The sequence below is a fragment of the Proteus columbae genome (genome assembly GCF_002777965.1).
Taxonomy (GTDB): Bacteria; Pseudomonadota; Gammaproteobacteria; order Enterobacterales; family Enterobacteriaceae; genus Proteus; species Proteus columbae.
On sequence record NZ_NGVR01000007.1, the window covers coordinates 79,347 to 104,394 of the forward strand.

Sequence of the window (25,048 nt, forward strand, 5' to 3'; positions counted from 1 at the left end):
TTTTAAATATAGATAACACGTAAACACATCATTAAATTAATTGATAGGTAACCCATGATCATCACTACTCTACTACAAAGCCTACGACTAACAGCGCACATCGCGGCTGTGGTTGTCGTGCGTGTGGTGGTGGTCGTCGGCAAAGCGCCGTAACGGGTCCGAATCAACACAGTTTCGAAACCCCGCCGGCGCACTAACCGGGCGGGGTTTTTCTTTTCTACCTGCCCATCAAGTCCGGCTTAGAACAAAGGACAGATAAAAATGGGTGATCAACAAGAAAACGCCACAACAAGTAGAACGTTTACTGGTGCGCAATTAATCGTTTATTTACTGGAACGTCAAGGCATTACGACAGTCGCAGGGATCCCCGGTGGTGCAGCGCTTCCGTTATATGATGCTTTAAGCCAAAGTAAATCTATTCGACATATCTTAACTCGCCATGAACAAGGTGCTGGTTTTATTGCACAAGGTATTGCCCGTGCAAATGGTAAACCTGCTGTTTGTATCGCTTCGAGCGGGCCGGGTGCAACAAACTTAGTGACAGCCATTGCCGATGCTAAGCTCGACTCCATTCCTTTAGTTTGTATTACAGGTCAGGTATCTTCAGCGATGATTGGAACCGATGCTTTCCAAGAAGTTGATACTTATGGCATGTCTATTCCAATCACGAAACATAACTATTTAGTTCGTGATATTGCTGAGTTACCTGAAATTATTTGTGATGCGTTTCGTTTAGCGATGTCAGGAAGACCGGGTCCTGTTTGGGTTGACGTACCAAAAGATATTCAGCAAGCCACAATTACATTAGAAACGTTACCGCCTATTCCGCAAAAAGATCCGGTTCCCGCATTTAATACTGATTTAGTAATACAAGCGGCACAAATGATTAATCAAGCTAAAAACCCTGTTTTGTATTTAGGTGGAGGGATCATTAGCTCTGAAGCATGTAAAGAAGCGATTGAATTAGCAGAAAAAAATAATCTGCCCACAACCATGACCTTAATGGGATTAGGATTAATGCCGCCTTCGCATCCACTGTATTTGGGGATGTTGGGTATGCATGCGACTCGTAGCACCAATTTTATTTTAGAAGAAGCGGATCTGTTGATTGTATTAGGAGCGCGATTTGACGATCGTGCCATTGGTAAAGCAGAGAAGTTTTGCCCTAATGCCAAAATTATTCATGTTGATATCGATCGCGCTGAAATTAGTAAGATCAAACGCCCAGATATCGCGATCCACGCTGATGCGAAATCAGTGTTATCACTGTTATTACCATTGATTAATACAAACAAGCGTAATGAATGGATAGCTCGTGTTACGACACTGAAACAAGAATATCCATTGGAGATGAAAAATTCTGAAAATATCCTCAGTGGTTATGGCATCGTATTAGCGGCAGCAAACTGTGTTGATGATGATGCCATTATTACAACCGACGTTGGGCAACATCAGATGTGGGTTGCACAAGCGTATCCGTTAAATCGGCCTCGACAATGGTTAACATCTGGCGGTTTAGGTACGATGGGATTTGGTTTACCAGCAGCGATTGGTGCTGCATTAGCTGAGCCAAGTAAGAAAATCCTCTGCTTCTCGGGGGATGGTAGCATTATGATGAATATTCAAGAATTTGCTACGGCGGCTGAGCACCAATTAGATATCAAAATTATTTTGATAAATAATCAGGCATTGGGGTTGGTTCACCAACAACAAACGCTGTTTTTTGAAGAGCGTATTTATGCTGCGGCTTATCCTTATCAAACAGATTTTATTCGTATTGCACAAGGCTTTGGTTTAGATACCTGTGACTTAAATCAGGAAACGGATCCTGCAAGTGCATTAAAAGCAGCAATTGAAAAACCAGGTCCGTGTTTAATTCATGTCATGATTGATATTCATGAAAAAGTATTTCCAATGGTACCGCCAGGGGCGGCAAATATTGAGATGATAGGAGCTTAATTTATGTCACAACAATCACAACCTATCGCGCTGGAATTGATTGTTCGCAATCATCCCGGTGTTATGACCCATATTTGTGGGCTATTTGCTCGCCGTGCATTTAACGTCGATGGTATTTTGTGTTTACCGATGAAAAATAGCGATAAAAGCCGTATTTGGCTATTAGTGCAAAAAGATGATCGCCTAATGCAGATGGTGAGTCAGGTAGAAAAGCTTGAAGACGTAAAAGAAGTGAGATTCAGTGACGATTTACGTGTTTTTGAACAAATGGAAAGTTATCTAAATTAATTTATCATTTTTATTTCATCAGTGGCTTTATTCTTAATTACTTTATTTTTAATTAATAGGAATAAAGCCTTATTTTTATTGGGAATAAAAATGTTAAGGGCGATGATGATAATGCTGTTGGTTTGGACTAGACATAATGACGGATGCGCGTAAATGTCCTTCAACACAAATATAAGAGTGAGGGGCATTACCATGAAAGGCGTAAAAATCACCTGTTTCGAGTAAGACCGTTTCATCATTGTCAAAACGCATCATCAATTTACCAGAATAGACCATGATGTGTTCTTGAGTTCCATCTGCGTGAGCTGGACTATTGATGATCGCGCCATGCTTCATCTCAATATGCCAAATCTCCGTAATATTGCCGATGCCAATACGGAATTTAAATTCTTGGGCATAATCACCCACAATAGGTTTATGTCGTTCTAAGCGAGGATATTCTTCTCGTGTGAAACTAAATAAATCCCCTAACGGAAAGCCAAGCGCTATCGCGATAGCCTCTAAGGTATCGATTCTAGGATTAGAATCACCCGATTCTAATTTTGACAATGCAGCCTTGGATATTCCCGATTTTCTTGATAACTCATTAAGTGACAAGTTTCGAGACTGTCTTAATTGTTTGACTTTATTACCAAGGTATTCATTCGTTTTTTTAGGAGGTTGTGGGTTCATTGCCAATTCAAAATATCGTTAGTTTAAAAGTGTCATTCCGATTAGATAATAACACTAATTAACCGTATTCGGAAAAATGAGATCCGGTTTCTGCTGTATTTTGTGAATAGTCTTACGGTAGCTGTTCGATTTTTAATAATTACGCTAATATTCTTCATTAAATGATAATTATTCAAGGTTTATTATGATGGACTTGCTCAGTTGGTCTGATCTTTTTATTTGCTTACTTACCTTATTCTTTGCTTATGTTATTTTCGGTATGGCTGGGTTTGGTTCTGCGTTAATCGCAGGCCCTGTATTAGCACTTTATTTGCCTCTTTCAATGATAGTGCCTTTATTGGCATTAATCGATTTAAGTGCCGCCATAGTGAATGTTTTAAGAGATGGCAAACAGGCTGATTTTAAAGAGATACGCTATATTATTCCGCTTATTATTATTGGTAGTCTTGTTGGTGCGACGATTTTATTAACCACACGACCCGATTTGCTTTCTCTTCTTTTGGGTATCTTTGCTGTTTGTTATGCAATTTATGCCTTGTTTTGGAAAAAACAAGAAAGCCAATTTTCTCAACGCTTGGTTTATCCTTTCGGGTTAATTGGTGGTGTGTTTAGCGCGTTGTTTGGCAGTGGCGGTTTTTTATATGCGATCTATTTATCAGGCAGAATTGCAGATAAAAACAAGTTTCGTATTACACAAACGACATTAATTGGCTTTAGCACACTAACGCGAGTGGTGATTTTCTTATTTGCTGGTATTTATTGGCAATTGGATATTCTTAAGTTAGCCGTTATTTTCTTGCCTGCTATGTTTGCTGGTGTATGGCTAGGGCGAAATTTAACATTACGGATGTCAAAAGCACGATTTATGAGTGTGATTTATACCATTGTATTGGCATCAGGTACTGTGCTTATTTATCGTTATTTTTCTTAAGCGTTGTAGGATAAATGACGGTGAAATGAGAATATTGTGAAAGGCAAAGATCTTTGTGATTCAAACAGAGATCTTTCTCTGATTAATATTACTTTTTAAGCATGTTTATCTATTTCTTATCCCCTATAATAAAACAATATTTTATTTAACCACCTTCCTTTTATCACAGAGGTTTCTGTTATTCGCAGAAACAAAATAACATGTCACATCAAAATTATCGCCAATCTGAAGTTTTTGCGATAACAACTATCACGGTAAGTATTGGCGTTATCGGGATTGTTATCGGATTAACTATTCCTATGGTTGCACTGCGCCTTAATTTAGTGGGAATTAGTGAATCTATCATTGGACTTATTTCCGCTGCACCCGCTATTGGAATGTTAATTATTTCACCCTTTGCTCGGCGTATTGTGCAATGGATTGGTAAACGCTTTGCCATGCTATTAGCAACCATTGTTTCTGCAATAAGTTTATTACCCTTAATGGGAAGCTTGCCTCTGGAGTTGCTATTTCCGTTACGATTAATTACGGGTATTGCCAGTGGTGTGATGATTTGTTTAGGAGAAACGTGGATTAATGAGCTTTCACCAGATAATAAACGTGGGCGGATTTTAGCGGTATATACTACGGTATTTACTATTAGCCAGTTATTAGGGCCTTCAATTATTGCGCTTTATGGCGTCGCAGATAAGACGCCTATTTTAATTAGTGTCTTTATTCATATTATCTCTATTATCCTGTTTTTAATGATGGATCAGAAAACAGGCGATAAATTACCGAAAGATACGCAAGAGCCTAATTTTTCTATTATCCGCTTTGTTAAAGTAGCGCCAGCAATCTGTGGTGGTATTGTTTTCTTTGCTTTTTTTGATGGCACCGTGCTTTCTATGTTTCCTATTTATGGCCTAAGTATGGGGCACACTGAAGCTATTGCCGCAATGATGATAAGCGCTATTTTAGCCGGTGATGCCATTATGCAAATGCCATTTGGCTGGCTTGCTGATCATATGAACAGAACACGGTTATATCGAATCTGTGGTGTAGTGACTTTACTGGCAAGCTTACTATTACCTATCACTATGTCTCATACATTTTTGATCTGGCCTTTATTACTGGTATTGGGTGCAACAGCCGGTGCGATATACACCATTGCGTTGGTACAAATAGGGCAATATTTCTCAGGCAATGATCTAATGGTCGCTAATGCGTCGGCTGCGATGTTATGGGGAATTGGTAATTTAGCTGGGCCTTTGCTGGCTGGCGCGATGTCAGAATTTTCTTCATCTTCACTACCATTTTTATTGGTTGCAATGACAGGTCTATTCTTAGTTTCAACGATGGAACGTTGGAACCTAGGTGTTGAAGCGCTCAATAGTAGCTCATCTTAATATTATTTCTTCTCTATCGTATTCCATTTAAGGTGAAAGGAATGCGATAGAGGAAGCCTTTCTTTTTTCTATTTCTAAATATTAAAATTTTATCTTATTGTTTTTTATAAATGATTATAATTATCTTTCGTAATTGTAATTGTTTTGAAATTTATTAAGAATAATCTAGAAATGCTTATGCAAAATGGAAAATTGTTTGCTAAAACTGCGTTTACTCATCTAACGTTAGAAGTAGAAGATGACATTATCTTCAGATAAAAATAATGAATACTGCAAATCATTAATCGCCACACATTGGGAACGGGAGGTATTATTTATCTAAGCAACTTATTAAAGTTACTAATAATAGATAGATATACCTAGTTATCATATCGTGTAATATAAATTCAATAAAAACAATTGATTAAACTATTTTTCTACTGTGAGATAAACATGATATTGGATGATTGTACAAAAGTAGAATGATGAGGAAAGTGGGTAGCTGCTTTCCTCTTTTTCTTTTTTTCTAACTTTAAATTATCTTTTTATGACATTTTTATTAAAAATGTATTTTTTCGCTTGATTCTTACCCTAAAAGCACCAGATAATCGTTTGCGTCAAATTCTCTCACTCAATCCACACGAAAAACCAAACGTTTGCTTTTGACTCCCTCTTAAGATTTTTTATCGACAAGAGGTTATTCTAATTGATACGTAATCGTTTTCGTTTTTTGGAGAGTGAACTGTTTTTATGTCAGAGGAATGTAATGTCTGCTAATCAATCAGCAAGCACAGGTAAACTGGATAGCTATTTTAAACTTACAGCACGCGGCACAACTGTTCGCAAAGAAATGATCGCTGGTTTGACGACATTTCTGGCTATGGTGTATTCCGTTATTGTTGTTCCTAGCATGTTAGGACAAGCTGGTTTTCCACATACAGCGGTCTTTATTGCAACCTGTTTAGTCGCAGGATTAGGCTCTCTTCTAATGGGATTGTGGGCAAATCTTCCTATGGCAATTGGTTGTGCTATTTCATTAACAGCATTTACCGCTTTTAGCTTGGTCTTGGGACAAAACATCTCTGTACCCGTTGCATTAGGTGCCGTGTTTTTAATGGGGTGTTTATTCACCGTTTTCTCATTAACTGGCATTCGTACTTGGATCTTAAAAAATATTCCAATTGGTATCGCACATGGTGCAGGAATAGGGATTGGACTTTTTCTGCTTTTAATTGCAGCAAACAGTGTTGGGTTAGTGGTTAAAAACCCATTTGATGGTTTACCTGTTGCAATGGGGAAATTTACATCATTTTCTGTTCTGATGTCACTGGCAGGATTGGCCGCTATTTTCGGATTAGAAAAACGTAAAGTACCGGGTGGCGTGCTATTAGTGATTGTAGCTATTTCGATTATTGGCCTTATTTTTGATCCTAATGTGAAATATCAAGGCATCTTTAAAATGCCTCAATTAGGTGAAGAAGGACTCTCTTTATTGTTTGCGATGGATATTAAAGGTGCCTTACAGCCTTTAGTATTACCAAGTGTTCTTGCATTAGTGATGACTGCCATTTTTGATGCCACAGGGACTATTCGCGCTGTTGCGGGTCAAGCAAACTTATTAGATAAACGCGGGCAAATTATTAATGGTGGAAAAGCGCTGACTTCTGACTCTGTCAGTAGTATTTTTGCGGGTGTTATTGGTGCAGCCCCTGCCGCAGTTTATGTTGAATCAGCCGCAGGAACAGCCGCTGGTGGTAAAACAGGATTAACTGCAACCGTGGTCGGTATTTTATTTTTACTGATCCTTTTCTTATCGCCTCTCTCTTATTTAGTTCCTGCTTATGCAACGGCGCCCGCGTTAATGTATGTGGGTTTATTGATGCTAGGCAACGTCACTAAGTTAGATTTCAGTGATTTTGTTGATGCAATGTCAGGCATGGTGTGTGCTGTATTTATTGTTTTAACCTGTAATATCGTCACAGGTATTATGTTAGGTTTCGGCTGTTTGGTGATAGGTCGTGTATTTGCAGGTGAATGGCGTAAACTCAATATTGGCACAGTATTAATTACTATTGCTCTAGTGGCATTTTATGCGGGTGAGTGGGCAATTTAATTTAAATAATCGGTTTTAAAGACAAAAGGCGGAATATATTTGTATTCCGCCTTTTTGCTATTTATTTATCTACTTTTATTCGCTATTGTCGAAATTAAGCCTAGTTATTAAATAGTTGGTAGAAGATATGCAAGAAATAAAAATACGCCACGGTGAACCTGACGACGCATCAGCAATTCAACAGCTATATACACACCCAGATTTATATATTTGCACTTGCCAATTTCCTTATCCTTCAGTCACGATGTGGAAAAAAAGACTACTTGAATTTTCAGAACAAAATATCCCTAATTTTGTGGCAACCATTGATGATCAAATTGCGGGACATTTAGCACTAATAATCGATAATCATCCTCGTCGTCGCCACATTGTGAGTTTTGGTATTGGTGTTGGCGCTGAATACTCCGGAAAAGGTGTCGGTAAATTACTTATCAATACCGCTATTGACTATGCTTTCAATTGGTTAGCAGCCACGCGATTAGAATTAGAAGTGTATTCATACAACGAAAGAGGCTTGCATTTGTATAAGAAATTAGGCTTTGAAGTTGAAGGAGTACGCCGTAAGGCTGCTTTTAGAGAGGGTAAATATTGTGATGTTGTCATGATGTCGATGTTAAGAACAATTGAATAATCATTAGCATTACGAGTTAGCTCTCAAAATTAATCGCAATTGTCATTTATCTATTATTTTTTATTTAATTACTTAACGTTTTACGTTTTTATACGGTCTATTACATTGCTTAGACTGAAAAAGAGAAATAAAAACGTATGTTTTCTATAATTAATGCCGTTAATAAATAGAGAGCAATAAATTGCGTACAATGTGCGGTGTTAGATACGATTAGTCTTAATTTTTAAATATTCTCACAGAGTCTGTGTGGGATCTGTTTAAAATAAGCATAGATGTATAGATAAAGAAAGATATGATGCGCGAATTTTACATAATATGTTTCTTTATCGTTCGGTAGGTTTTCCTTTTATAAGGGAAAGATGGCAGATTTTCAGGATAAAAATAGGCATGTAAGGGTAACATGGAAATTTTCTTTACTATTTTGATTTTAATACTGGTGGTTTCAGTTTCGGGAGTTATTACAAAGTTAATTCCCTTTCGTGTTCCGTTACCATTAATACAGATTGTGATAGGGGCTTTATTGGCATGGCCTCAGTTTGGTTTACATGTCACTTTTGATCCTGAATTATTCCTCGTTCTATTGATCCCGCCTTTACTTTTTGTTGATGGTTGGAAAACACCGACACGAGAATTTATCCAAAATGGGCGTGAGATTTTTATTCTTGTGCTTGTTTTAGTCATGGTGACCGTTGTTGGTATTGGTTATCTTATTTATTGGATGATGCCAAGTATCCCTCTTATTTCGGCATTTGCATTGGCAGCAGTACTTTCGCCAACGGATGCGGTTGCACTCTCTTCCATTGTCGGTAAAGGGCGAATACCTAAGCGAATAATGGGCATCTTAGAGGGTGAAGCATTAATGAATGATGCTTCAGGTCTGGTTGCCTTGAAATTTGCGGTTGCTGTGGCAATGGGAACAATGGTGTTTACTGTTGGTGGTGCAACCCTTGAATTCTTCAAAGTTGCCGTTGGTGGATTACTAGCAGGTATCGGTGTCACCTTAGTTTACAGTAAATCTTTACGATTGATGAGTCGTTGGAGCGGAGACGATCCGGCTACACAAATCGTCTTTATGTTGTTGCTGCCTTTTGCCTCTTACCTTATTGCAGAGCATATTGGTTTTTCAGGCATTTTAGCGGCTGTTGCTGCTGGTATGACTATCAGTAAATCAGGTGTTATCAGAAATGCGCCTCTTGCGATGCGTTTACGTGCTGATAGCGTGTGGTCAATGCTTGAATTTGTCTTTAACGGCCTTGTTTTTATCATGCTTGGCTTACAGCTTCCTATTATCTGGACAAGCTCTGTTATTCAAGCCGATCTTGACCCTGAAGTTGAAGTCTGGATGCTGTTTGCAGCCGTTTTTGTTATCTACTTTGCACTGCTGATCCTGCGCTTTACGTGGTTATGGCTAATGAAGAAGATCAGCCGGATCTTTATGAAAAAGCATCCACTTGATTTCGCTAATTATACAACGCGTGAGTTGTGGTTATCGTCTTTTGCAGGTGTTCGTGGTGCTATTACGCTTGCAGGTGCGCTTTCTATTCCACTCTTTTTAACCGATGGCAGTACTTTCCCTGGGCGTTATCAAATTATCTTTATTGCTGCTGGTGTTATTTTACTGTCAATTTTAGTGGGTATTATTTCACTTCCTTTCCTACTAAAAGGCGTGAAGGCAACTGACAAAGAAGCAGATAAAAACGAAGTTCGCTATGCGCGTAAAGTGATGGCAGAAGTGGCAATTGTCAGTCTGAATAAAATGGAAGAGCGCTTGGCTGCAAGTACCGAAGAGCAGTTGGATGCGGAAGAAATTAATGAAGTTGCTTCTCGTGTAACGGGTTATTTAAGACGCCGTACTGCGACTCAAGATGAAATGGTTCATAACGCGTTAGAAGAAGATCTCGAAAGACGTTTTCGTTTAACGGCATTACGTGCCGAACGTGGTGAGCTTTACCATTTAAGAGCAACGCGAAAAATCAGTAATGAAACACTCCAATTATTGCTACATGAGTTGGATTTAATGGAAGCGTTATTAGTAGAGAAAGATAGTTAATTATGTGGCTGCTTGTTATTACAACATTGTTATGGGCAGCCTCTTTTAGCCTGATCGGCGAGTATCTCGCGGGTCAGGTTGATAGCTGGCTCTCTGTTTTGATCCGTGTTTCTTTAGCGGCTTTGGTTTTTTTGCCGTTTTTACGTTGGAAAGGAATTCGCGGTAAGGTGATTTTGCTCTATATGAGTGTGGGTGCGTGCCAACTTGGCATTATGTATCTGTTTGTCTTCCATGCTTATAACTATTTAACTGTCGCAGAATTCTTACTGTTTACAGTATTAACACCGCTTTATGTCACGTTAATTTATGATTTATTAGAACGTCAAAGATTACGTTGGGGTTATGTCTTTAGCTCATTATTAGCAGTGTTAGGGGCCGCGATTATTCGCTATGACCATTTAAGTGATGATTTTTGGTATGGCCTGTTATTAGTACAGCTGGCTAATATTTTCTTTGCGATTGGTCAGGTCGGTTATAAACGATTAATGGAAGTGCATCCTATTCCACAACATCATGCATTTTCTTGGTTTTATCTTGGTGCCGTTGTCGTTTCACTGATTGGCGCATTGTGTTTTGCTGATTGGCAGAAAATGCCAGCAACATCACTACAGTGGGGTGTTTTACTCTGGTTAGGAATTGGCGCTTCTGGAATAGGGTATTTCATGTGGAACTATGGTGCCACACAAGTTGATGCTGGAACCTTGGCTATTATGAATAACATGATGGTTCCAGCAGGATTATTAGTGAATTTTTCTATTTGGCAGCAACATCCAAATTGGCCAAGTTTCATCATAGGCGCGAGCCTGATTGTTGCATCACTTTGGATCCATCGACGCTGGATACGCCGACCTGCTTTACAAAAGGAAGATTGTTAACAGCGTGCTGGCACGATAAGCGAATAAACTCTCGAATTGCCGGTTGATGTTGCTCTCCACTACGGTTAGCGGCATATAACCGGCTCCATAATCCCTCGCCTAATGTTTTTGTAACGACTAATCCTTGTTTTTCAAAATTCTCAACAGCCCAATGAGGTAATGCAGCAATTCCCATGCCGGCTGCAACCATTTGAATTAATAACAATGTATTATCGACATGTTTAAAATGTGGTGTGATCCCCGCAGGTTGTAAGAAATGACGCCATACATCAAAGCGCTCTCTTTGTACGGGATAAATAAATAAGGTTTCTGCAATTAAATCTTGTGGCTGAATATGTAAGCGATTAGCAAGAGGGTGATCTGGCGATAAAACTAATTTCACTTCATAGTCAAATAACGGCGTGTAGTGTAAACGAGGATCATCCAAGATATCGGATGTTAACACGACATCTAATTCACGTTGTAATAATGCTGGCTGTGGATCAAAGGTAACACCTGAATGAAAATCAACAGTCACTTCAGGCCATGTTTGGCGATATTGCTGTAATGCAGGGGTTAACCATTGAATACAACTATGGCATTCAATCGCTATATTCAAATTCACACTACCCGGCTCATTACACGCTTCAATGGCCCTACGAACGATAGGCAATACTTCTTCTGCTAATTTAACGAGCACTTCCCCTTGTGAAGTAAAGCGCAGTGGCTGGCTTTTACGTACAAAAATTCGATAACCAAGGCGATGTTCTAATTCACTAAATTGATGTGAAAGAGCCGATTGCGTTTGATGCAATTGATTTGCTGCGTTAGCAAGAGAGCCAGTGTGCTTCAAGGCTAAGATCGTTTTTAAATGTTTTATTTCTATCATGAGAAACCTTCAAGTGGTTGATGAAAAATTTGCGCTTGTGATTTATACACTACCTGTAGATTATGGATGTGTAAACATCTAGACGGCTAAAAATAGGATTTTAATTATGACAATTCGCAATCACACACTCGGTTTCCCTCGCATTGGCTTAGATAGAGAGCTAAAAAAGGCGCAAGAAAATTATTGGGCTGGTAAGATTTCTCAAGCGGAACTTATTGAAATTGGTAAAGAATTACGTGCTCGCCATTGGCAACAACAAGCAAATGCAGGTGTTGAATTATTACCTGTTGGTGATTTTGCTTGGTATGACCAAGTGTTAGGTACAAGCTTGCTGTTAGGTAACGTACCACCTCGTCACCGTAATGAAGATGGCTCACTCGATCTTGATACTCTATTTAGAGTCGCTCGTGGTAGAGCGCCAACAGGTAAACCTGCGGCTGCATCTGAAATGACGAAATGGTTTAATACTAACTATCACTATATCGTACCTGAATTTCAACAAGGTCAGTCGTTTACCTTTGCATGGAAAGCGCTACTAGAAGAAGTCGATGAAGCATTAGCGTTAGGTCATAAAATAAAACCTGTTTTACTCGGTCCAGTGACTTACTTGTGGCTAGGTAAAGTAAAAGGGCCTGAATTTGATAGATTAACGCTTCTAAAAGATATTTTACCTATCTATCAACAAGTTATTTCCGCATTAAAAGAGAAAGGTATTGAGTGGGTGCAAATTGATGAGCCTGCATTGGTACTGGATCTACCTGTTGAATGGCAAAATGCGTATCAAACAGCTTATCAAGCATTAGCGGGAGAAGTTAAATTACTGCTGACGACCTATTTTGATGGTATTTCTCATCATCTTGATATTATTAAAAACTTACCTGTTAATGGGCTTCATGTTGATATTTCTGCAGGACAAGATGATTTGCAGCATTTACACCAAGCATTACCTAAAGATTGGGTTCTGTCATTAGGTGCGATTAATGGTCGAAATGTGTGGAAAGCAGATTTAAGTGCGCGTTATCAGCAAGTGATTGCACTAAAAGGGAAACGTCCATTGTGGATCGGAACTTCATGTTCATTACTACATAGCCCAATTGATTTAAATGCAGAGACGAAACTTGATGATGAAGTAAAAAGCTGGTTTGCTTTTGCTGTTCAAAAATGTGAAGAAGTCGCTTTGTTGGCTAAGGCATTGAATGCACCAGAAGGTGAATATGATGAACAACTGGCACAGTATAGTGCGCCAATTCGTCAACGTCAGTACTCAACTCGTGTACATAATGCAACAGTTGAAGCTCGTTTACAGGCAATTGAAGCACAGGATAGTGAAAGAAATTCACCTTATACCCAACGCGCAGAAGTACAACGAACTCGATTTAATTTGCCATTATGGCCAACCACTACAATTGGTTCATTCCCACAAACAACAGAAATTCGAACTGTCCGTTTAGATTTTAAGAAAGGGCGCATCGATACGGCGGCTTATCGCACAAATATCAGCGAACATATTAAGCAAGCAATATCCGAACAAGAAAATCTTGGTCTTGATGTATTAGTTCATGGCGAAGCAGAACGTAACGACATGGTGGAGTATTTTGGTGAGCATTTTGATGGTTATGTGTTTACGCAAAATGGCTGGGTACAAAGCTATGGTTCTCGTTGTGTAAAACCACCTGTGATTATCGGTGATATTAGTCGCCCAGCACCTATTACCGTGGATTGGGCAACTTACGCACAGTCATTAACGGAAAAACCAGTCAAAGGTATGTTAACAGGCCCTGTGACAATTTTATGTTGGTCTTTCCCTCGTGAAGATGTGACGCGTGAAATGATTGCAAAACAGATCGCGTTAGCGCTGCGTGATGAAGTGGATGATTTACAAAAAGCAGGTATTGGTATTATTCAAATCGATGAGCCTGCGTTACGTGAAGGTTTACCACTGCGCCGTAATGAGTGGCAGGCTTACCTTGATTGGGCAGTCGATGCCTTTAAATTAAGTGCCGCCATTGCCGATGATGAGACACAAATTCATACCCACATGTGTTATTGCGAATTTAATGACATCATGGATTCAATTGCAGCGCTGGATGCTGATGTGATTACAATCGAAACATCACGTTCAGATATGGAATTGCTAGAAGCCTTTGAGCACTTTGATTATCCAAATGAAATTGGACCAGGTGTTTATGATATTCACTCACCTAATGTGCCAAATGTGGAATGGATCGTCGGTTTATTAAGAAAAGCGCAATCTCGAATTCCCGCAGAGCGTTTATGGGTGAATCCAGATTGTGGATTAAAAACACGAGGTTGGACTGAAACACGCGCAGCATTAGCGAATATGGTTGAGGCTGCTAAATATTTACGTCAGAGCGTGTAATAAAATAATTAATAGTTTTTTAGCCTGTTATTTTTGATCTGCTACTTTAGATAAGTTGTATAGTCAAAATAGCAGGCTAAATTTATATAACATTTTTAAAAAAGGTATTCATTAAAACCTAGAGTAAATCTTATTATTGATATTCATTAGAGTTGCTATACTGCAAAATTCTCTAATTTTATGGATATAATTATTGTGCAAACTAGCATTAAACTTTCGGATAAAGTATTAGATGCTTTTCCAACTAGACCTTTGAAATTAGTTCCACTAAGAGGAGACGGTGGATTATTTCGCACCTTATTCTTAGTTATTTTCATGTTAGCAATGACGGTATTTAGTGCTTATCAAATTCCCAATATTCTTTATGATTATAAAATCAGTGAGAATGCAGTACCTGTTGATGCTACAGTGAATGGCTCTTGTCGTTCTCAACTCTTTGTTCTTACTAACTGTAGTGTTGATCTACGTTATAAAGGCAATGAAGTTTCGCGCAATTTTACTTTTTTAGATTTAGGCCCCAAAGATGTGTTAGTTGAACCCGTCGCTGATGCAAATGATCTAAGTAAAATGACTGTTGATGTGGCGATAGATAATATTTGGCTTCGTTTAATTAGCACGATTATTTTTGTCGGATTATTTGGTTTTTGTGTGATCTTTTTTATTTATCGTCAAATACTGACGAGTAAAGTGAGAAAAGCATTATTATCAGTGGGAACTCAACCTTTAAAATTAATAGCCATTCCAGCAAAAATGGTTGTGAGTAATAAGCAATTTATTGCCACTTATCATCTTAATTTAGAGGGTAAAGATATTCGTATTGCTTATTCAGGGAATAAGAAAACACCTCCTATTGTGATGGAGCAAAATGGAAATACCTACGTATTAGCCGTTTATTCACCACAACAAAATATCCCTTATGCTTTGGATGTACCTTTAGAACGTATTCAGGCAACACCTGAAGAGAAACAACGTTTTCATGAAGCGTTGATTGAGGAAGGTTTACTGTAATCAATTTTGATTATTAAGAACGTGATGCGTTTCCTCTTATGAAATTATAAGGGAAAACGCATTAAAGCAGTCTGTTTATTTAGCCACCGAAAATTTTCGCTTTTAAAATATCCATACCCGCACTGACTAAATCTAAGTCTTTAGGTACAACGCCATCCGGGGTAACTTTATCAATTAATTTAGGTAAATATTGCGCTGCCATTTCAGAGGCTTCTGTCGCACTTAAATTAATTTTTGACGCAAGTTCATTAATAACAGGTGATGAAAAAACCGTTACGATTTGTTCAGCACTGATAGGTAAATTTGTATTTGTACTTATCCAAGATTGAATAAGTTCACTTAAACCTGCTGTATCAAATTGTTTTACTAAGCCTTCAATGCCGCCTTGAGATCCAATCCAATCAAGAACAGTTTTATATTGGTTGATTTTTTCGCCACCTAGTAGGCTCGCAATTTGGTTAAATAAGCTCATGTTCACTCCTGTGACGATCTGTTTGTCACATTAGATGTTTATTTTAAGGGCGGGTAGTGTACTCACTATGTTCGTTATACTTCAAGCTACTCGTCATACTTCAAGCCACAGCGTTGTTGACTGCGTTTATTCACACTAGTCACATACTTGTGTATGTTCCTAGTGACTCATTCACTTGTCGCCTAGCTGTGACTTGAATTATTTAGAGTATTTACTCGTTGAATTTTAAGCTGTAGCGTTGTTGACTGCGTTTATTCGCATTAGTCACATACTTATGTATGTTCCTAGCAACTCATTTACTTGTCGCCTAGCTACACCTCTAATTATTTAGAGTAGATATTCGCTAGGATATTTATTTGTATTGAGTATATGTGCATTAAGGTATTTACCTCGTCTATACTGATGAGAGGAATGTTTATTTTAGTTAATGATTGATGTAGGCGAATATTGATAATGTATTCGTGGATAATGTATTTCAAATGCCATTTTTCGTGATGATAATCACAATTTTATGAAATTGTTACTTCGTATGGTTTCTTGTAAGTGATATTGGTCACTAAAAAGGTCTGAAAAACTGATACAGTAACTTTTAATTTAATGATCATTGGTTTTGTCCCATTGAGGAGTCCGATATGTCTGATGTATTTCACTTAGGTTTAACCAAAAATGACCTACAGGGTGCCACTTTAGCAATTGTTCCAGGTGATCCTAAGCGTGTTGAAAAAATTGCAAAATTAATGGATAACCCAGTTCATCTGGCTTCTTTACGTGAATACACGTCATGGCGTGGCGAAATTGATGGCAAAGCTGTCATTGTTTGTTCAACAGGTATCGGTGGTCCATCTACCTCTATCGCAGTTGAAGAATTAGCACAGTTAGGTATCCGTACTTTCTTACGTATTGGTACAACTGGTGCAATTCAAGAACATATCAATGTTGGTGATATTCTTGTGACTACGGCTGCGGTTCGTTTAGATGGCGCAAGCTTACATTTCGCACCAATGGAATTCCCAGCTGTTTCTGATTTTGAATGTATGAACGCACTGTACAAAGCCGCTAAAGACAATGGCTCAACTGTACACGTAGGTGTTACTGCATCTTCAGATACATTCTATCCAGGACAAGAACGTTACGACACCTATACAGGTCGTGTTGTTCGCCGTTTCAAAGGCTCTATGAAAGAGTGGCAAGAAATGGGCGTAATGAACTATGAAATGGAATCTGCAACATTATTGACAATGTGTGCAAGCCAAGGTTTACGTGCAGGTATGGTTGCCGGTGTTATCGTAAACCGTACTCAACAAGAAATTCCAGACGCGGAATTACTGAAGAAAACTGAAAATAATGCACTAGGTATCGTTATCGAAGCCGCTCGTATTTTAATGAAATAAGTTTTTTAACTTGAATGCTAAACGCTCTTAATTGATATGACCCCAATAATTAAGTAACTAATTATTGGGGTTTTTTATATCCAAATACAATCGAGATTTGAAATCATTATTGTGAATCAATATGTAGCAGAAAAAGCATCTCGAAAATGTTTAAACTAAGCTCTTGCTCTTGGTAGTTTGTGCTATTCTTGAGTGCTAATCCATCTTTTTATCTTATTGGCTTGCTTGGATAAACCACCAAAAATGGCATTACTTATATGTTCAGGAAAATCTGTGGGTAGCTGAGTTAATACAGTAGCAATAACAGCATCTGTCTTCTCTGCCATATCAAGAATGAGTTGAGTTGCTACTTTTTCTGAAAATCCGACCTGTGTCGCGGTACTGATAAAATGGCGGGGTTGTATCTTCGAAAAATTATATTGCTTGTTTTTCCCTTGTAGTGCCATCGCCATTTTGGCTTTTTGGACGTCAATTCCTCGTGTTGCAAAAATAGGGAAAGCAGACATGACATCATATAATGGTGTTAAACGAAAAGATGTCCCAGATTCAATGAAGAGGGAAAAGTTCTTTCCATGCCCATCTATTGCAGCAAGCATCCAGAACAAAATTTGTGATTTAAAGAATATTTCTCTATCTTCAAGTGCTATACGTGAGCCTAAAAGCAACTGCATGATAGCTTCAATACCCGGTCCACCGTGCGCTTCATATTTTAATGCAGGTGCAACCCCCAGTGCTTGACAGCAATCTTCTTGGGGAAGGCGTAGTAGCCAGTTACCAATCGAAGACCACTTCCGATCGAAGCGCTCAACAATCAGTATTTTTTTCTGACCGAACATTGCCAACTCAGCGTTGGCGACTGGAAATCCAAATTCCCTAGCAATACACAAGCATAGCCACTCGTTTTCACAGCTTTCACGCAGATCAATATTATGGTGCTCAATCAGCCCTATTGGCAATTTGAAGATATGGCTTGTTGGTGTACTGCCTTGTGGGCGTTGCCACAAACCCTTATACCAAAGCAGCGCTGTTTTTTCTTGAGCTCCAGCAAGGGAGATCCGAAAATCCACATCTTCTTTCATTCCAAGGGGCGAGGTTTGGTAACCGTCTAGCAGTTCTTCAATTTGTTTTTCATCCAGAGGTTCTGCATGTATCGCCATCACTGAAGGGATTTCAACATCAGGAGAATATAGCTGAATGGCTCCTACGCAATCACGACCCACTGCGGCGAGCAAATCAAAAGGATGGTCAGTCTTTACTTGAAAGCGAGCCTGCATCCGATTAATAATTACTTCAGAATCAGGCAGGAGATTACTAAAAAAGTTGTAAACAGCACTTCCAGTTATGTGTCCATGTTGCAACGGTAGTGATAATGAGATTGCACGTGAGCCAGATTCTGCTAACCATTCTTCTGCATATTGGAATGACATCCCACCATCAGGATTTTTGTACAGTGTTCCCACCAAGTCGCCATTCATTGCAACAGATAGCATCTGAGTTTTCATCACTTACCACTCCTTGCTCCAAGTTTTACCTTCATTTAGTGTTGAACCACGTTTCACCACATGAAGTTCGAGATCCAAAGAAGCGAGTATTTTGAATAACGTTTCGAGCTTCGTTGATTCGGGCTTGTTCTCAAAATCAGAGACTGTCGTCTGTTTGATACCGACTTGTTCTGCCGTTTGTGCCTGAGTAAGTTTACTTTGCTTACGTTGATCTCGCATGGCAGCGGACAACATAGTGGGTGTGGTTATCTTCATTTATCCCCCAATGATAATCATCTTCACTCTCCCTAATAGGGAAATGTAAATAATTTAACCCCTGTAGGGGATAAAATCAATATAACCCCTACAAGGGATAAAATCAATATAACCCCTACAGGGGATAAAATCAATATAACCTCTACAGGGGATAAAATCAATATAACCCCTACAGGGGATAAATATGAGATTTTAAATACAAACAAGCCCCAAAATAATAAGGTATTAAGAAGTTTTTTTATGCACTAATTCATTAAGTTAATATGGAATGACAATAGAACCTTATTTCTGTTAAGGTCGTTAGAGGCTGAACAATACAAAAATGAAAAGAGGCGTTATGACTGATATTTTGCAGACACACCCTTCAGTGTTGCCTTTAACCGGTGGAATTAACTTCCGTGATTTAGGGGGCAAAAAATTGAGTAACGGCGGTATTATCAAGCCGGGCATGTTATTTCGCTCTGGATCACTGGATAGGCTGACGGATACTGATCAATCCCTTCTTATTGATAAAAATCTTTTTCAAATTATCGACTATCGTGACACCGGTGAAATTGTTGATAAACCTGATAGAGTTTGGGATGGTGCGCAATATTACCATGCACCTGCAAACCCATTATCGAAAGAAGTTTCTGCTAATTTGGAAAAGCTAACGCCTGAGATCCTCGAACAGTTTGATGCAAAGGCATTTATGTTCCAGTTGTATGAATTACTTCCTATTAATAATCCTGCATATAAACAACTGGCAACATTATTAAAGCAACCCGAGAAAGGGGGAGTTGTACAACATTGTGCTGTTGGTAAAGACAGAACAGGTGTTGGCTCTGCTTTAGTGTTATTTGCGCTTGGTGCATCTTTAGATGTGGTGATGGAAGATTACCTGCTTACCAATGAAACATTAGCGCCGTATCGCGCTTATCTTTTAGAAGAACATGCCAAAACAATGAGTGATAACATTGTTGATAAATTTGCCTATGTTTATTCAGTACGAGAAGAGTTTTTGCAAACGGCATTGGCCAGTATTAATCAGCATTACGGTAATGTGGATACTTGGCTAGAGAAGGATATCGGTTTGGATGCTTCTAGCCGAGATACTTTACAAAATTATTTTCTCGAATAATAAAGTGATTTATATTCGGTTAATCAAAACTTTTTATTTTACTTAGGTTAACCGAATTTAAGGTCTCTATTTTGACAGTACAAGACATTATTCATACCATCACTCTTTTTGTAAAAGAGCACGAAATTTGGGCTATTCCGATCGTGTTTTTTCTTGCTTTTGGTGAGTCACTCGCATTTATCTCTTTGCTTATTCCTGCCACGGTTATTTTATTGGGATTAGGTGCCTTAATTGGTGAGAGTGGTCTGTTTTTCTGGCCGATTTGGCTTGCTGCTGCATTAGGTGCTTTCTTTGGTGATTGGGTATCGTACTGGGTCGGATTTCACTATAAAGAAGGTGTGAGAAACTTGTGGCCCATTTCACGTTCACCACAAACATTAGTTAGAGGTCATCAATTCTTTAATCGTTGGGGAATTTGGGGGGTGTTTATTGGGCGATTTTTTGGGCCTTTTCGTGCAATTGTCCCATTAGTTGCGGGTATTTGTGCGATGCCACAACGTTATTTTCAAATTGCTAATTTAACATCAGCCATGATTTGGGCATTTGGTATTTTGGCGCCCGGTGCTTTTGGTTTGCAATGGCTTGCGAAATGGATGGGATAACTGCGTCCTTTATCGCAAATCAAGTCATGATGTAAATTGTTGCTAGACAATATTACCTATGCGTTTTAACGTAGCCCGCTGGAAAGTAAAAAGGTCACTTTAGTGGATATTCAGTTGTTATACGGGATCATTGGTTTATTAGGTGGAGTGCTTGTTGGTGGCGCGCTGGTTTGGTGGTCTATCCAACAACGTTTATCTGATAAAGAAGCTATGCTACGTGAAAATCATACACAGCTTGCTATCGCCCAAGAAAAAGCGGTGATTATCCCCTCTTTACAACAACATATAGAACAACTAGAGCAAGAGTTACGTGCTCAGAGAGAAATTATTACTTCTCAAGAAGCGGAATTAAGAGAAGTGACAACTCGTTGGGAAGAAAGCCGAATATCTGCAGAAGAAAAACAGCGATTATTAATTAATAGCGAGCAACGGCTTGCAACACAGTTTGAGAACTTAGCTAATCGTATTTTTGAACAGAGTGGACGTAAAGCCGAAGAGTTAAATCGCCAAGGATTAACACATTTACTGTCACCATTTCGTGAACAGCTCGAAAGCTTTCGGCGACAAGTTCAAGATGGTTTTGGGCAAGAAGCCAGAGAGCGACATACTTTAGTTCATGAAATTCGCCAACTCCAACAATTGAATGTAAAAATGGCACAAGAAGCCGTTAACTTAACGAATGCCCTAAAAGGGGATAATAAAGTTCAAGGTAATTGGGGCGAAACGGTATTAGCACGTATATTAGAGACTTCAGGATTACGTGAAGGTCATGAGTTTGAAACACAGGTAAGTATTCGACATGAAAATGGTAGTCGCTATCAACCTGATGTGATTGTGCATCTACCTCATGGTAGAGATGTTATTATCGACGCTAAAATGTCGCTGGTGGCATATGAAAAGTATTTTAGTAGTGATAATGATAATGAGCGTAAACAGGCGCTTTATGCGCATGTGAACTCAATTAAAGCGCATATTAAAGGATTGAGTGTAAAAGATTATCATAAACTACCGGGTGTAACGTCTTTAGACTATGTTTTAATGTTTATACCTATTGAGCCCGCTTATCTTGTTGCAATTGGTCACTCTCCTGACTTGCTAGAAGAAGCATTGAAAAACAATATTATGTTAGTTGGGCCATCTACTTTACTTGTTGCTTTGCGTACAATAGCCGCATTGTGGCGTTATGAATATCAAAGCCAAAATGCGCAAGAAATTGCAGACAGAGCGGCTAAAATGTATGACAAATTAAGACTTTTCGTTGATGATATGCAAGGGCTAGGAAATAGTATTCAAAAAGCGCAATCTGGCTATCTATTAGCGATGAAAAAACTCTCTGAAGGTCGTGGAAATCTTATCAGTCAAGCGGAAGGCTTTAAATCCTTAGGGGTTGAGATAAAAAAAACGATTGATAATGATCTCATTGAAAAATCAGCATCTGATTGATTTGATAAAATAAAGAGATAAAGACTTCTAAAAACGACCAGTACTGAATTTACTAAATTTTGATTAATTAGCGGGCAAATAATATGACTCAACAAACTAAGGAAACAACAGATTTTGGTTTCCAAACCGTTGACAAAGATGATAAACAAACCATGGTTGCAAGGGTTTTTCACTCTGTCGCGTCTAAGTATGATTTAATGAATGACTTGATGTCTTTCGGTGTTCACCGTATTTGGAAACGTTATACCATTGAAGCAAGTGGCGTAAGACGTAACCAACGTGTTCTTGATCTTGCTGGTGGTACGGGTGATTTAACAGCTAAATTCTCTCGTCTTGTGGGCGAAAATGGGGAAGTTGTTTTAGCTGATATCAATGACTCAATGTTGAAAATGGGACGTGAAAAGCTACGCGATCACGGTATTGTGGGTAATGTTAACTATGTGCAAGCAAATGCTGAAGAGTTACCTTTCCCTGATAACCATTTTGATTGCATTACAATCTCTTTTGGCTTACGTAATGTGACCGATAAAGCAAAAGCGCTACGTTCAATGTTCCGTGTATTAAAGCCAGGTGGACGTCTGCTGGTACTGGAATTCTCTAAACCTGTTCTTGATCCTTTAAGCAAGATTTATGATGCTTACTCTTTCCATATCCTACCGAAAATTGGCCAAGTGATTGTGAATGATGCTGAAAGTTACCGTTATTTAACGGAGTCAATTCGCATGCATCCAGACCAAGAAACACTAAAAGGTATGATGGAAGAAGCGGGATTTGATCAAGTTACCTATACCAATATGACCGGAGGTATAGTTGCATTACACAAAGGATTTAAATTCTGAGATGGAAAAAGCCACTTTTTCTCATGATATTGCTTCTCAAGTACTGTATCCGTTGCTAACAGCATCCATGGAGACAGCACTTAATCACGTTTTATATCAGGAAAATGTGCTTAAACCTGCCCGCAATCGCCTTGCGGGCAAAGTGTTGGCGCTTTCTATCAATGAGTTTCCTCGTTCCATCTACTTAGTCTTTAGCGAACAACAAGTTGATGTATTAAGCCATTGGGATGATGAAACTGATTGTTTGATAAAAACAAAACTATTAACTCTGATTAAGCTTCGTGATCGTCAAAAAATGTCAGAACTCATCAACCGTGGTGATATCACTATTGATGGTGATATGCAGGTTGTTCAAAATTGGTCTGCATTATTAGATATGGCACAGTGGGATCCTGCGCAATATTTAGCACCTTATATTGGTGATATTGCGGCGCAAAGTTTAACTGTTGTTGCAGGAAAGGGTGTTCAGTTATTTTCTTCACTCTTAAGTCACCAAAAAGATTATTTACGTGACGCATTAATTGAAGAGTGGAAAACCGCACCTAGTGCATTAGAAACAGTCCATTTTTATGATGAAATAGAAGAACTTGCACAGCAAACCGCCGAGCTGGAAAAACGGTTAGGCACATTGGAGAAAAAATAATGCTCCTTAGTGAGTTAAAGCGCCTCTATCATATTATTCAGGTATTTTTATCTTATGGGCTTGATGAGTTAATTCCTAAACACCGAATTACTTTGCCTGCAAGATTAGGATGCCGAGCACTATTTTGGATCAAAAATAAACATCCAGAAAAACCATTAGGTGAACGCTTACGACTCGCATTGCAAACATTAGGCCCTGTTTGGATTAAATTAGGTCAAATGTTATCAACTCGACGTGATCTTTTCCCTCCTCAAATCGCTGATCAGCTTGCTTTATTGCAAGACAAAGTTGCTCCTTTTGATGGTAAGAAAGCACGACAATATATTGAAAACTCATTTGGTTGCCCTATCGACCAATGGTTTGATGATTTTGATGAAACTCCACTGGCTTCCGCTTCTATTGCGCAGGTTCACACTGCAAGATTAAAAGAAAACGGCAAAGAAGTGGTACTAAAGGTTATTCGTCCCGATATTCAACCAGTGATCAAAGCGGATATCCGTTTGATGTATCGCTTGGCAAATCTATTACCGTTTTTACCTGATGGTCGTCGTTTACGACCAAAAGAAGTGATCCGCGAATACGAAAAAACATTACTTGATGAGCTAAATTTACTGCGTGAAGCTGCGAATGCTATTCAGCTACGTCGTAATTTTGAAAATAGCTCTATGTTGTATATTCCTGAAGTGTATTCAGATTATTGCCATGAAAACGTGATGGTTATGGAGCGTATTTATGGTATTCCCGTTTCTGATATTGAAGCGTTGAATGCACAAAAGACGAATATGAAGCTTCTTGCAGAGCGTGGTGTAAAAGTCTTTTTCACTCAGGTATTTAGAGACAGTTTTTTCCATGCTGATATGCATCCTGGTAATGTGTTTATTAGCTATGATCACCCTGAGAATCCATATTATATTGGGATTGATTGCGGTATCGTTGGCTCATTAAATAAAGAAGATAAACGCTATCTAGCTGAAAACTTCTTAGCTTTCTTTAACCGCGATTATCGAAAAGTGGCAGAATTACATGTTGATTCAGGCTGGGTGCCAGCAGATACCAATGTGGAAGATTTTGAATTTGCGATCCGCACTGTGTGTGAACCGATTTTTGAAAAACCACTTTCTGAGATCTCATTTGGGCATGTGTTACTTAATCTTTTCAATACAGCACGTCGTTTCAATATGGAAGTACAACCGCAGTTAGTTTTACTTCAAAAAACATTGCTTTATGTTGAAGGGCTTGGACGCCAATTATATCCACAATTGGATTTATGGAAAACGGCAAAACCTTTCTTAGAAGATTGGTTACATAGCCAAATTGGTATCACGGCATTAGTGAATGGTATAAAGAGCAAAGCGCCTTACTGGATTGAAAAAATGCCAGAGATACCAGAGCTGGTTTATGATAGTCTGAAGCAACATAAAAATATGAAGTTAACGCTAGACAAATTGACGGAACAAATAAGTTCGCAAAGAGTCAAACAGAGACAGTCTCTATTTTTATTGGGTATAGGTACAACACTGTTTTTATGCGGAAGCCTGTTTTTTGTTTCTGGTTTTAAAACATTATTCAGTGTTTTTATCAGTTTAGGTCTTCTTGCATGGATTTTGGGTTGGTTTAGATCTGGAAATGCACAATAAAA

At 38.7% G+C, this 25,048-nt stretch carries 23 protein-coding genes; 17 read left to right on the forward strand and 6 right to left on the reverse strand.

Annotated features, from left to right (window positions below; all coding sequences use genetic code 11):
* Positions 1-2 precede the first annotated feature (2 nt).
* Positions 3-170 (reverse strand): hypothetical protein, encoded by a 168-nt coding sequence (locus CBE70_RS18725; RefSeq protein WP_432652518.1) that lies wholly within the window; start codon positions 168-170, stop codon positions 3-5.
* A 91-nt stretch (positions 171-261) separates the two neighbouring features.
* On the opposite strand from CBE70_RS18725, the gene ilvB reads away from it, so the two are divergent.
* Positions 262-1,959 carry an acetolactate synthase large subunit gene (gene ilvB, locus CBE70_RS02075; protein ID WP_100158008.1) on the forward strand — a complete coding sequence of 566 codons (1,698 nt, stop codon included), beginning with the start codon at positions 262-264 and terminating at the stop codon, positions 1,957-1,959.
* Between the two features lie 3 nt (positions 1,960-1,962).
* The gene (gene ilvN, locus CBE70_RS02080) at positions 1,963-2,247 is read left to right on the forward strand and encodes an acetolactate synthase small subunit (RefSeq protein WP_069368073.1); all 285 of its coding nucleotides are present in this window, start codon (positions 1,963-1,965) and stop codon (positions 2,245-2,247) included.
* Positions 2,248-2,340: 93 nt separating this feature from the next.
* On the opposite strand, the gene CBE70_RS02085 is transcribed toward ilvN, so the two are convergent.
* Positions 2,341-2,919, reverse strand: coding sequence for a helix-turn-helix domain-containing protein (locus CBE70_RS02085; RefSeq protein WP_069368071.1), 579 nt, complete (start codon positions 2,917-2,919; stop codon positions 2,341-2,343).
* A gap of 184 nt (positions 2,920-3,103) precedes the next feature.
* Between CBE70_RS02085 and CBE70_RS02090 the strand changes: the two genes are divergently transcribed.
* The 6 genes from CBE70_RS02090 (at position 3,104) to CBE70_RS02115 (ending at position 10,886) form a co-directional block, all read left to right on the forward strand.
* Positions 3,104-3,850, forward strand: a complete 747-nt coding sequence (locus tag CBE70_RS02090) for a sulfite exporter TauE/SafE family protein (RefSeq protein WP_100158009.1) — start codon at positions 3,104-3,106, stop codon at positions 3,848-3,850.
* Between the two features lie 200 nt (positions 3,851-4,050).
* Positions 4,051-5,238: an MFS transporter gene (locus tag CBE70_RS02095; protein WP_100158010.1), complete on the forward strand. Its 1,188-nt coding sequence runs from the start codon at positions 4,051-4,053 to the stop codon at positions 5,236-5,238.
* Between the two features lie 745 nt (positions 5,239-5,983).
* Positions 5,984-7,330, forward strand: a complete 1,347-nt coding sequence (locus CBE70_RS02100; RefSeq protein ID WP_100158011.1) for an NCS2 family permease — start codon at positions 5,984-5,986, stop codon at positions 7,328-7,330.
* Between the two features lie 127 nt (positions 7,331-7,457).
* Positions 7,458-7,961 (forward strand): GNAT family N-acetyltransferase, encoded by a 504-nt coding sequence (locus CBE70_RS02105; protein ID WP_100158012.1) that lies wholly within the window; start codon positions 7,458-7,460, stop codon positions 7,959-7,961.
* A gap of 400 nt (positions 7,962-8,361) precedes the next feature.
* Entirely contained in the window at positions 8,362-10,011 is a 1,650-nt protein-coding gene (locus tag CBE70_RS02110) for a Na+/H+ antiporter (RefSeq protein ID WP_100158013.1), read from the forward strand.
* 2 nt (positions 10,012-10,013) lie between these two features.
* Entirely contained in the window at positions 10,014-10,886 is an 873-nt protein-coding gene (locus CBE70_RS02115; protein ID WP_100158014.1) for a carboxylate/amino acid/amine transporter, read from the forward strand.
* Here the strand turns inward: CBE70_RS02115 and metR are convergent.
* On the reverse strand, positions 10,801-11,754 hold the full coding sequence (gene metR, locus CBE70_RS02120) for an HTH-type transcriptional regulator MetR (RefSeq protein WP_100158015.1): 954 nt from the start codon (positions 11,752-11,754) through the stop codon (positions 10,801-10,803). The two genes, CBE70_RS02115 and metR, sit on opposite strands and share 86 nt — an antisense overlap.
* Positions 11,755-11,860: 106 nt before the next feature.
* On the opposite strand from metR, the gene metE reads away from it, so the two are divergent.
* Both metE and CBE70_RS02130 read left to right on the forward strand, forming a co-directional pair.
* A complete protein-coding gene (metE, locus tag CBE70_RS02125) occupies positions 11,861-14,134 on the forward strand; it encodes a 5-methyltetrahydropteroyltriglutamate--homocysteine S-methyltransferase (RefSeq protein ID WP_100158016.1) in 2,274 nt (757 codons plus the stop codon).
* Positions 14,135-14,314: 180 nt separating this feature from the next.
* Positions 14,315-15,142, forward strand: a complete 828-nt coding sequence (locus CBE70_RS02130; protein WP_100158017.1) for a hypothetical protein — start codon at positions 14,315-14,317, stop codon at positions 15,140-15,142.
* A gap of 79 nt (positions 15,143-15,221) precedes the next feature.
* Here the strand turns inward: CBE70_RS02130 and CBE70_RS02135 are convergent, their stop codons facing one another.
* A complete protein-coding gene (locus CBE70_RS02135; protein WP_100158018.1) occupies positions 15,222-15,614 on the reverse strand; it encodes a YidB family protein in 393 nt (130 codons plus the stop codon).
* Between the two features lie 632 nt (positions 15,615-16,246).
* Between CBE70_RS02135 and udp the strand changes: the two genes are divergently transcribed.
* Positions 16,247-17,005 (forward strand): uridine phosphorylase, encoded by a 759-nt coding sequence (gene udp, locus CBE70_RS02140; protein ID WP_023583501.1) that lies wholly within the window; start codon positions 16,247-16,249, stop codon positions 17,003-17,005.
* Positions 17,006-17,187: 182 nt separating this feature from the next.
* Here udp and CBE70_RS02145 read toward each other — a convergent pair whose 3' ends face one another.
* Positions 17,188-18,507, reverse strand: a complete 1,320-nt coding sequence (locus CBE70_RS02145; RefSeq protein WP_100158038.1) for a type II toxin-antitoxin system HipA family toxin — start codon at positions 18,505-18,507, stop codon at positions 17,188-17,190.
* A gap of 3 nt (positions 18,508-18,510) precedes the next feature.
* The gene (locus CBE70_RS02150; RefSeq protein ID WP_100158019.1) at positions 18,511-18,762 is read right to left on the reverse strand and encodes a helix-turn-helix domain-containing protein; all 252 of its coding nucleotides are present in this window, start codon (positions 18,760-18,762) and stop codon (positions 18,511-18,513) included.
* Positions 18,763-19,099: 337 nt separating this feature from the next.
* Here CBE70_RS02150 and CBE70_RS02155 point away from each other — a divergent pair, with 337 nt between their 5' ends.
* The 6 genes from CBE70_RS02155 to ubiB all read left to right on the forward strand — a co-directional run bounded on the left by CBE70_RS02155 (position 19,100) and on the right by ubiB (position 25,046).
* Entirely contained in the window at positions 19,100-19,882 is a 783-nt protein-coding gene (locus tag CBE70_RS02155) for a tyrosine-protein phosphatase (RefSeq protein WP_100158020.1), read from the forward strand.
* Between the two features lie 71 nt (positions 19,883-19,953).
* Positions 19,954-20,484, forward strand: coding sequence for a DedA family protein (locus CBE70_RS02160; protein WP_100158021.1), 531 nt, complete (start codon positions 19,954-19,956; stop codon positions 20,482-20,484).
* Positions 20,485-20,586: 102 nt separating this feature from the next.
* Positions 20,587-21,927, forward strand: coding sequence for a DNA recombination protein RmuC (gene rmuC, locus CBE70_RS02165; RefSeq protein WP_100158022.1), 1,341 nt, complete (start codon positions 20,587-20,589; stop codon positions 21,925-21,927).
* Between the two features lie 83 nt (positions 21,928-22,010).
* Positions 22,011-22,766, forward strand: coding sequence for a bifunctional demethylmenaquinone methyltransferase/2-methoxy-6-polyprenyl-1,4-benzoquinol methylase UbiE (gene ubiE, locus CBE70_RS02170; protein WP_075672293.1), 756 nt, complete (start codon positions 22,011-22,013; stop codon positions 22,764-22,766).
* A 1-nt stretch (position 22,767) separates the two neighbouring features.
* A complete protein-coding gene (locus CBE70_RS02175; RefSeq protein WP_100158023.1) occupies positions 22,768-23,409 on the forward strand; it encodes a ubiquinone biosynthesis accessory factor UbiJ in 642 nt (213 codons plus the stop codon).
* Entirely contained in the window at positions 23,409-25,046 is a 1,638-nt protein-coding gene (ubiB, locus tag CBE70_RS02180) for a ubiquinone biosynthesis regulatory protein kinase UbiB (RefSeq protein ID WP_100158024.1), read from the forward strand. Before CBE70_RS02175 ends, ubiB begins: the two co-directional genes overlap by 1 nt.
* The last annotated feature ends 2 nt before the right edge of the window (positions 25,047-25,048 follow it).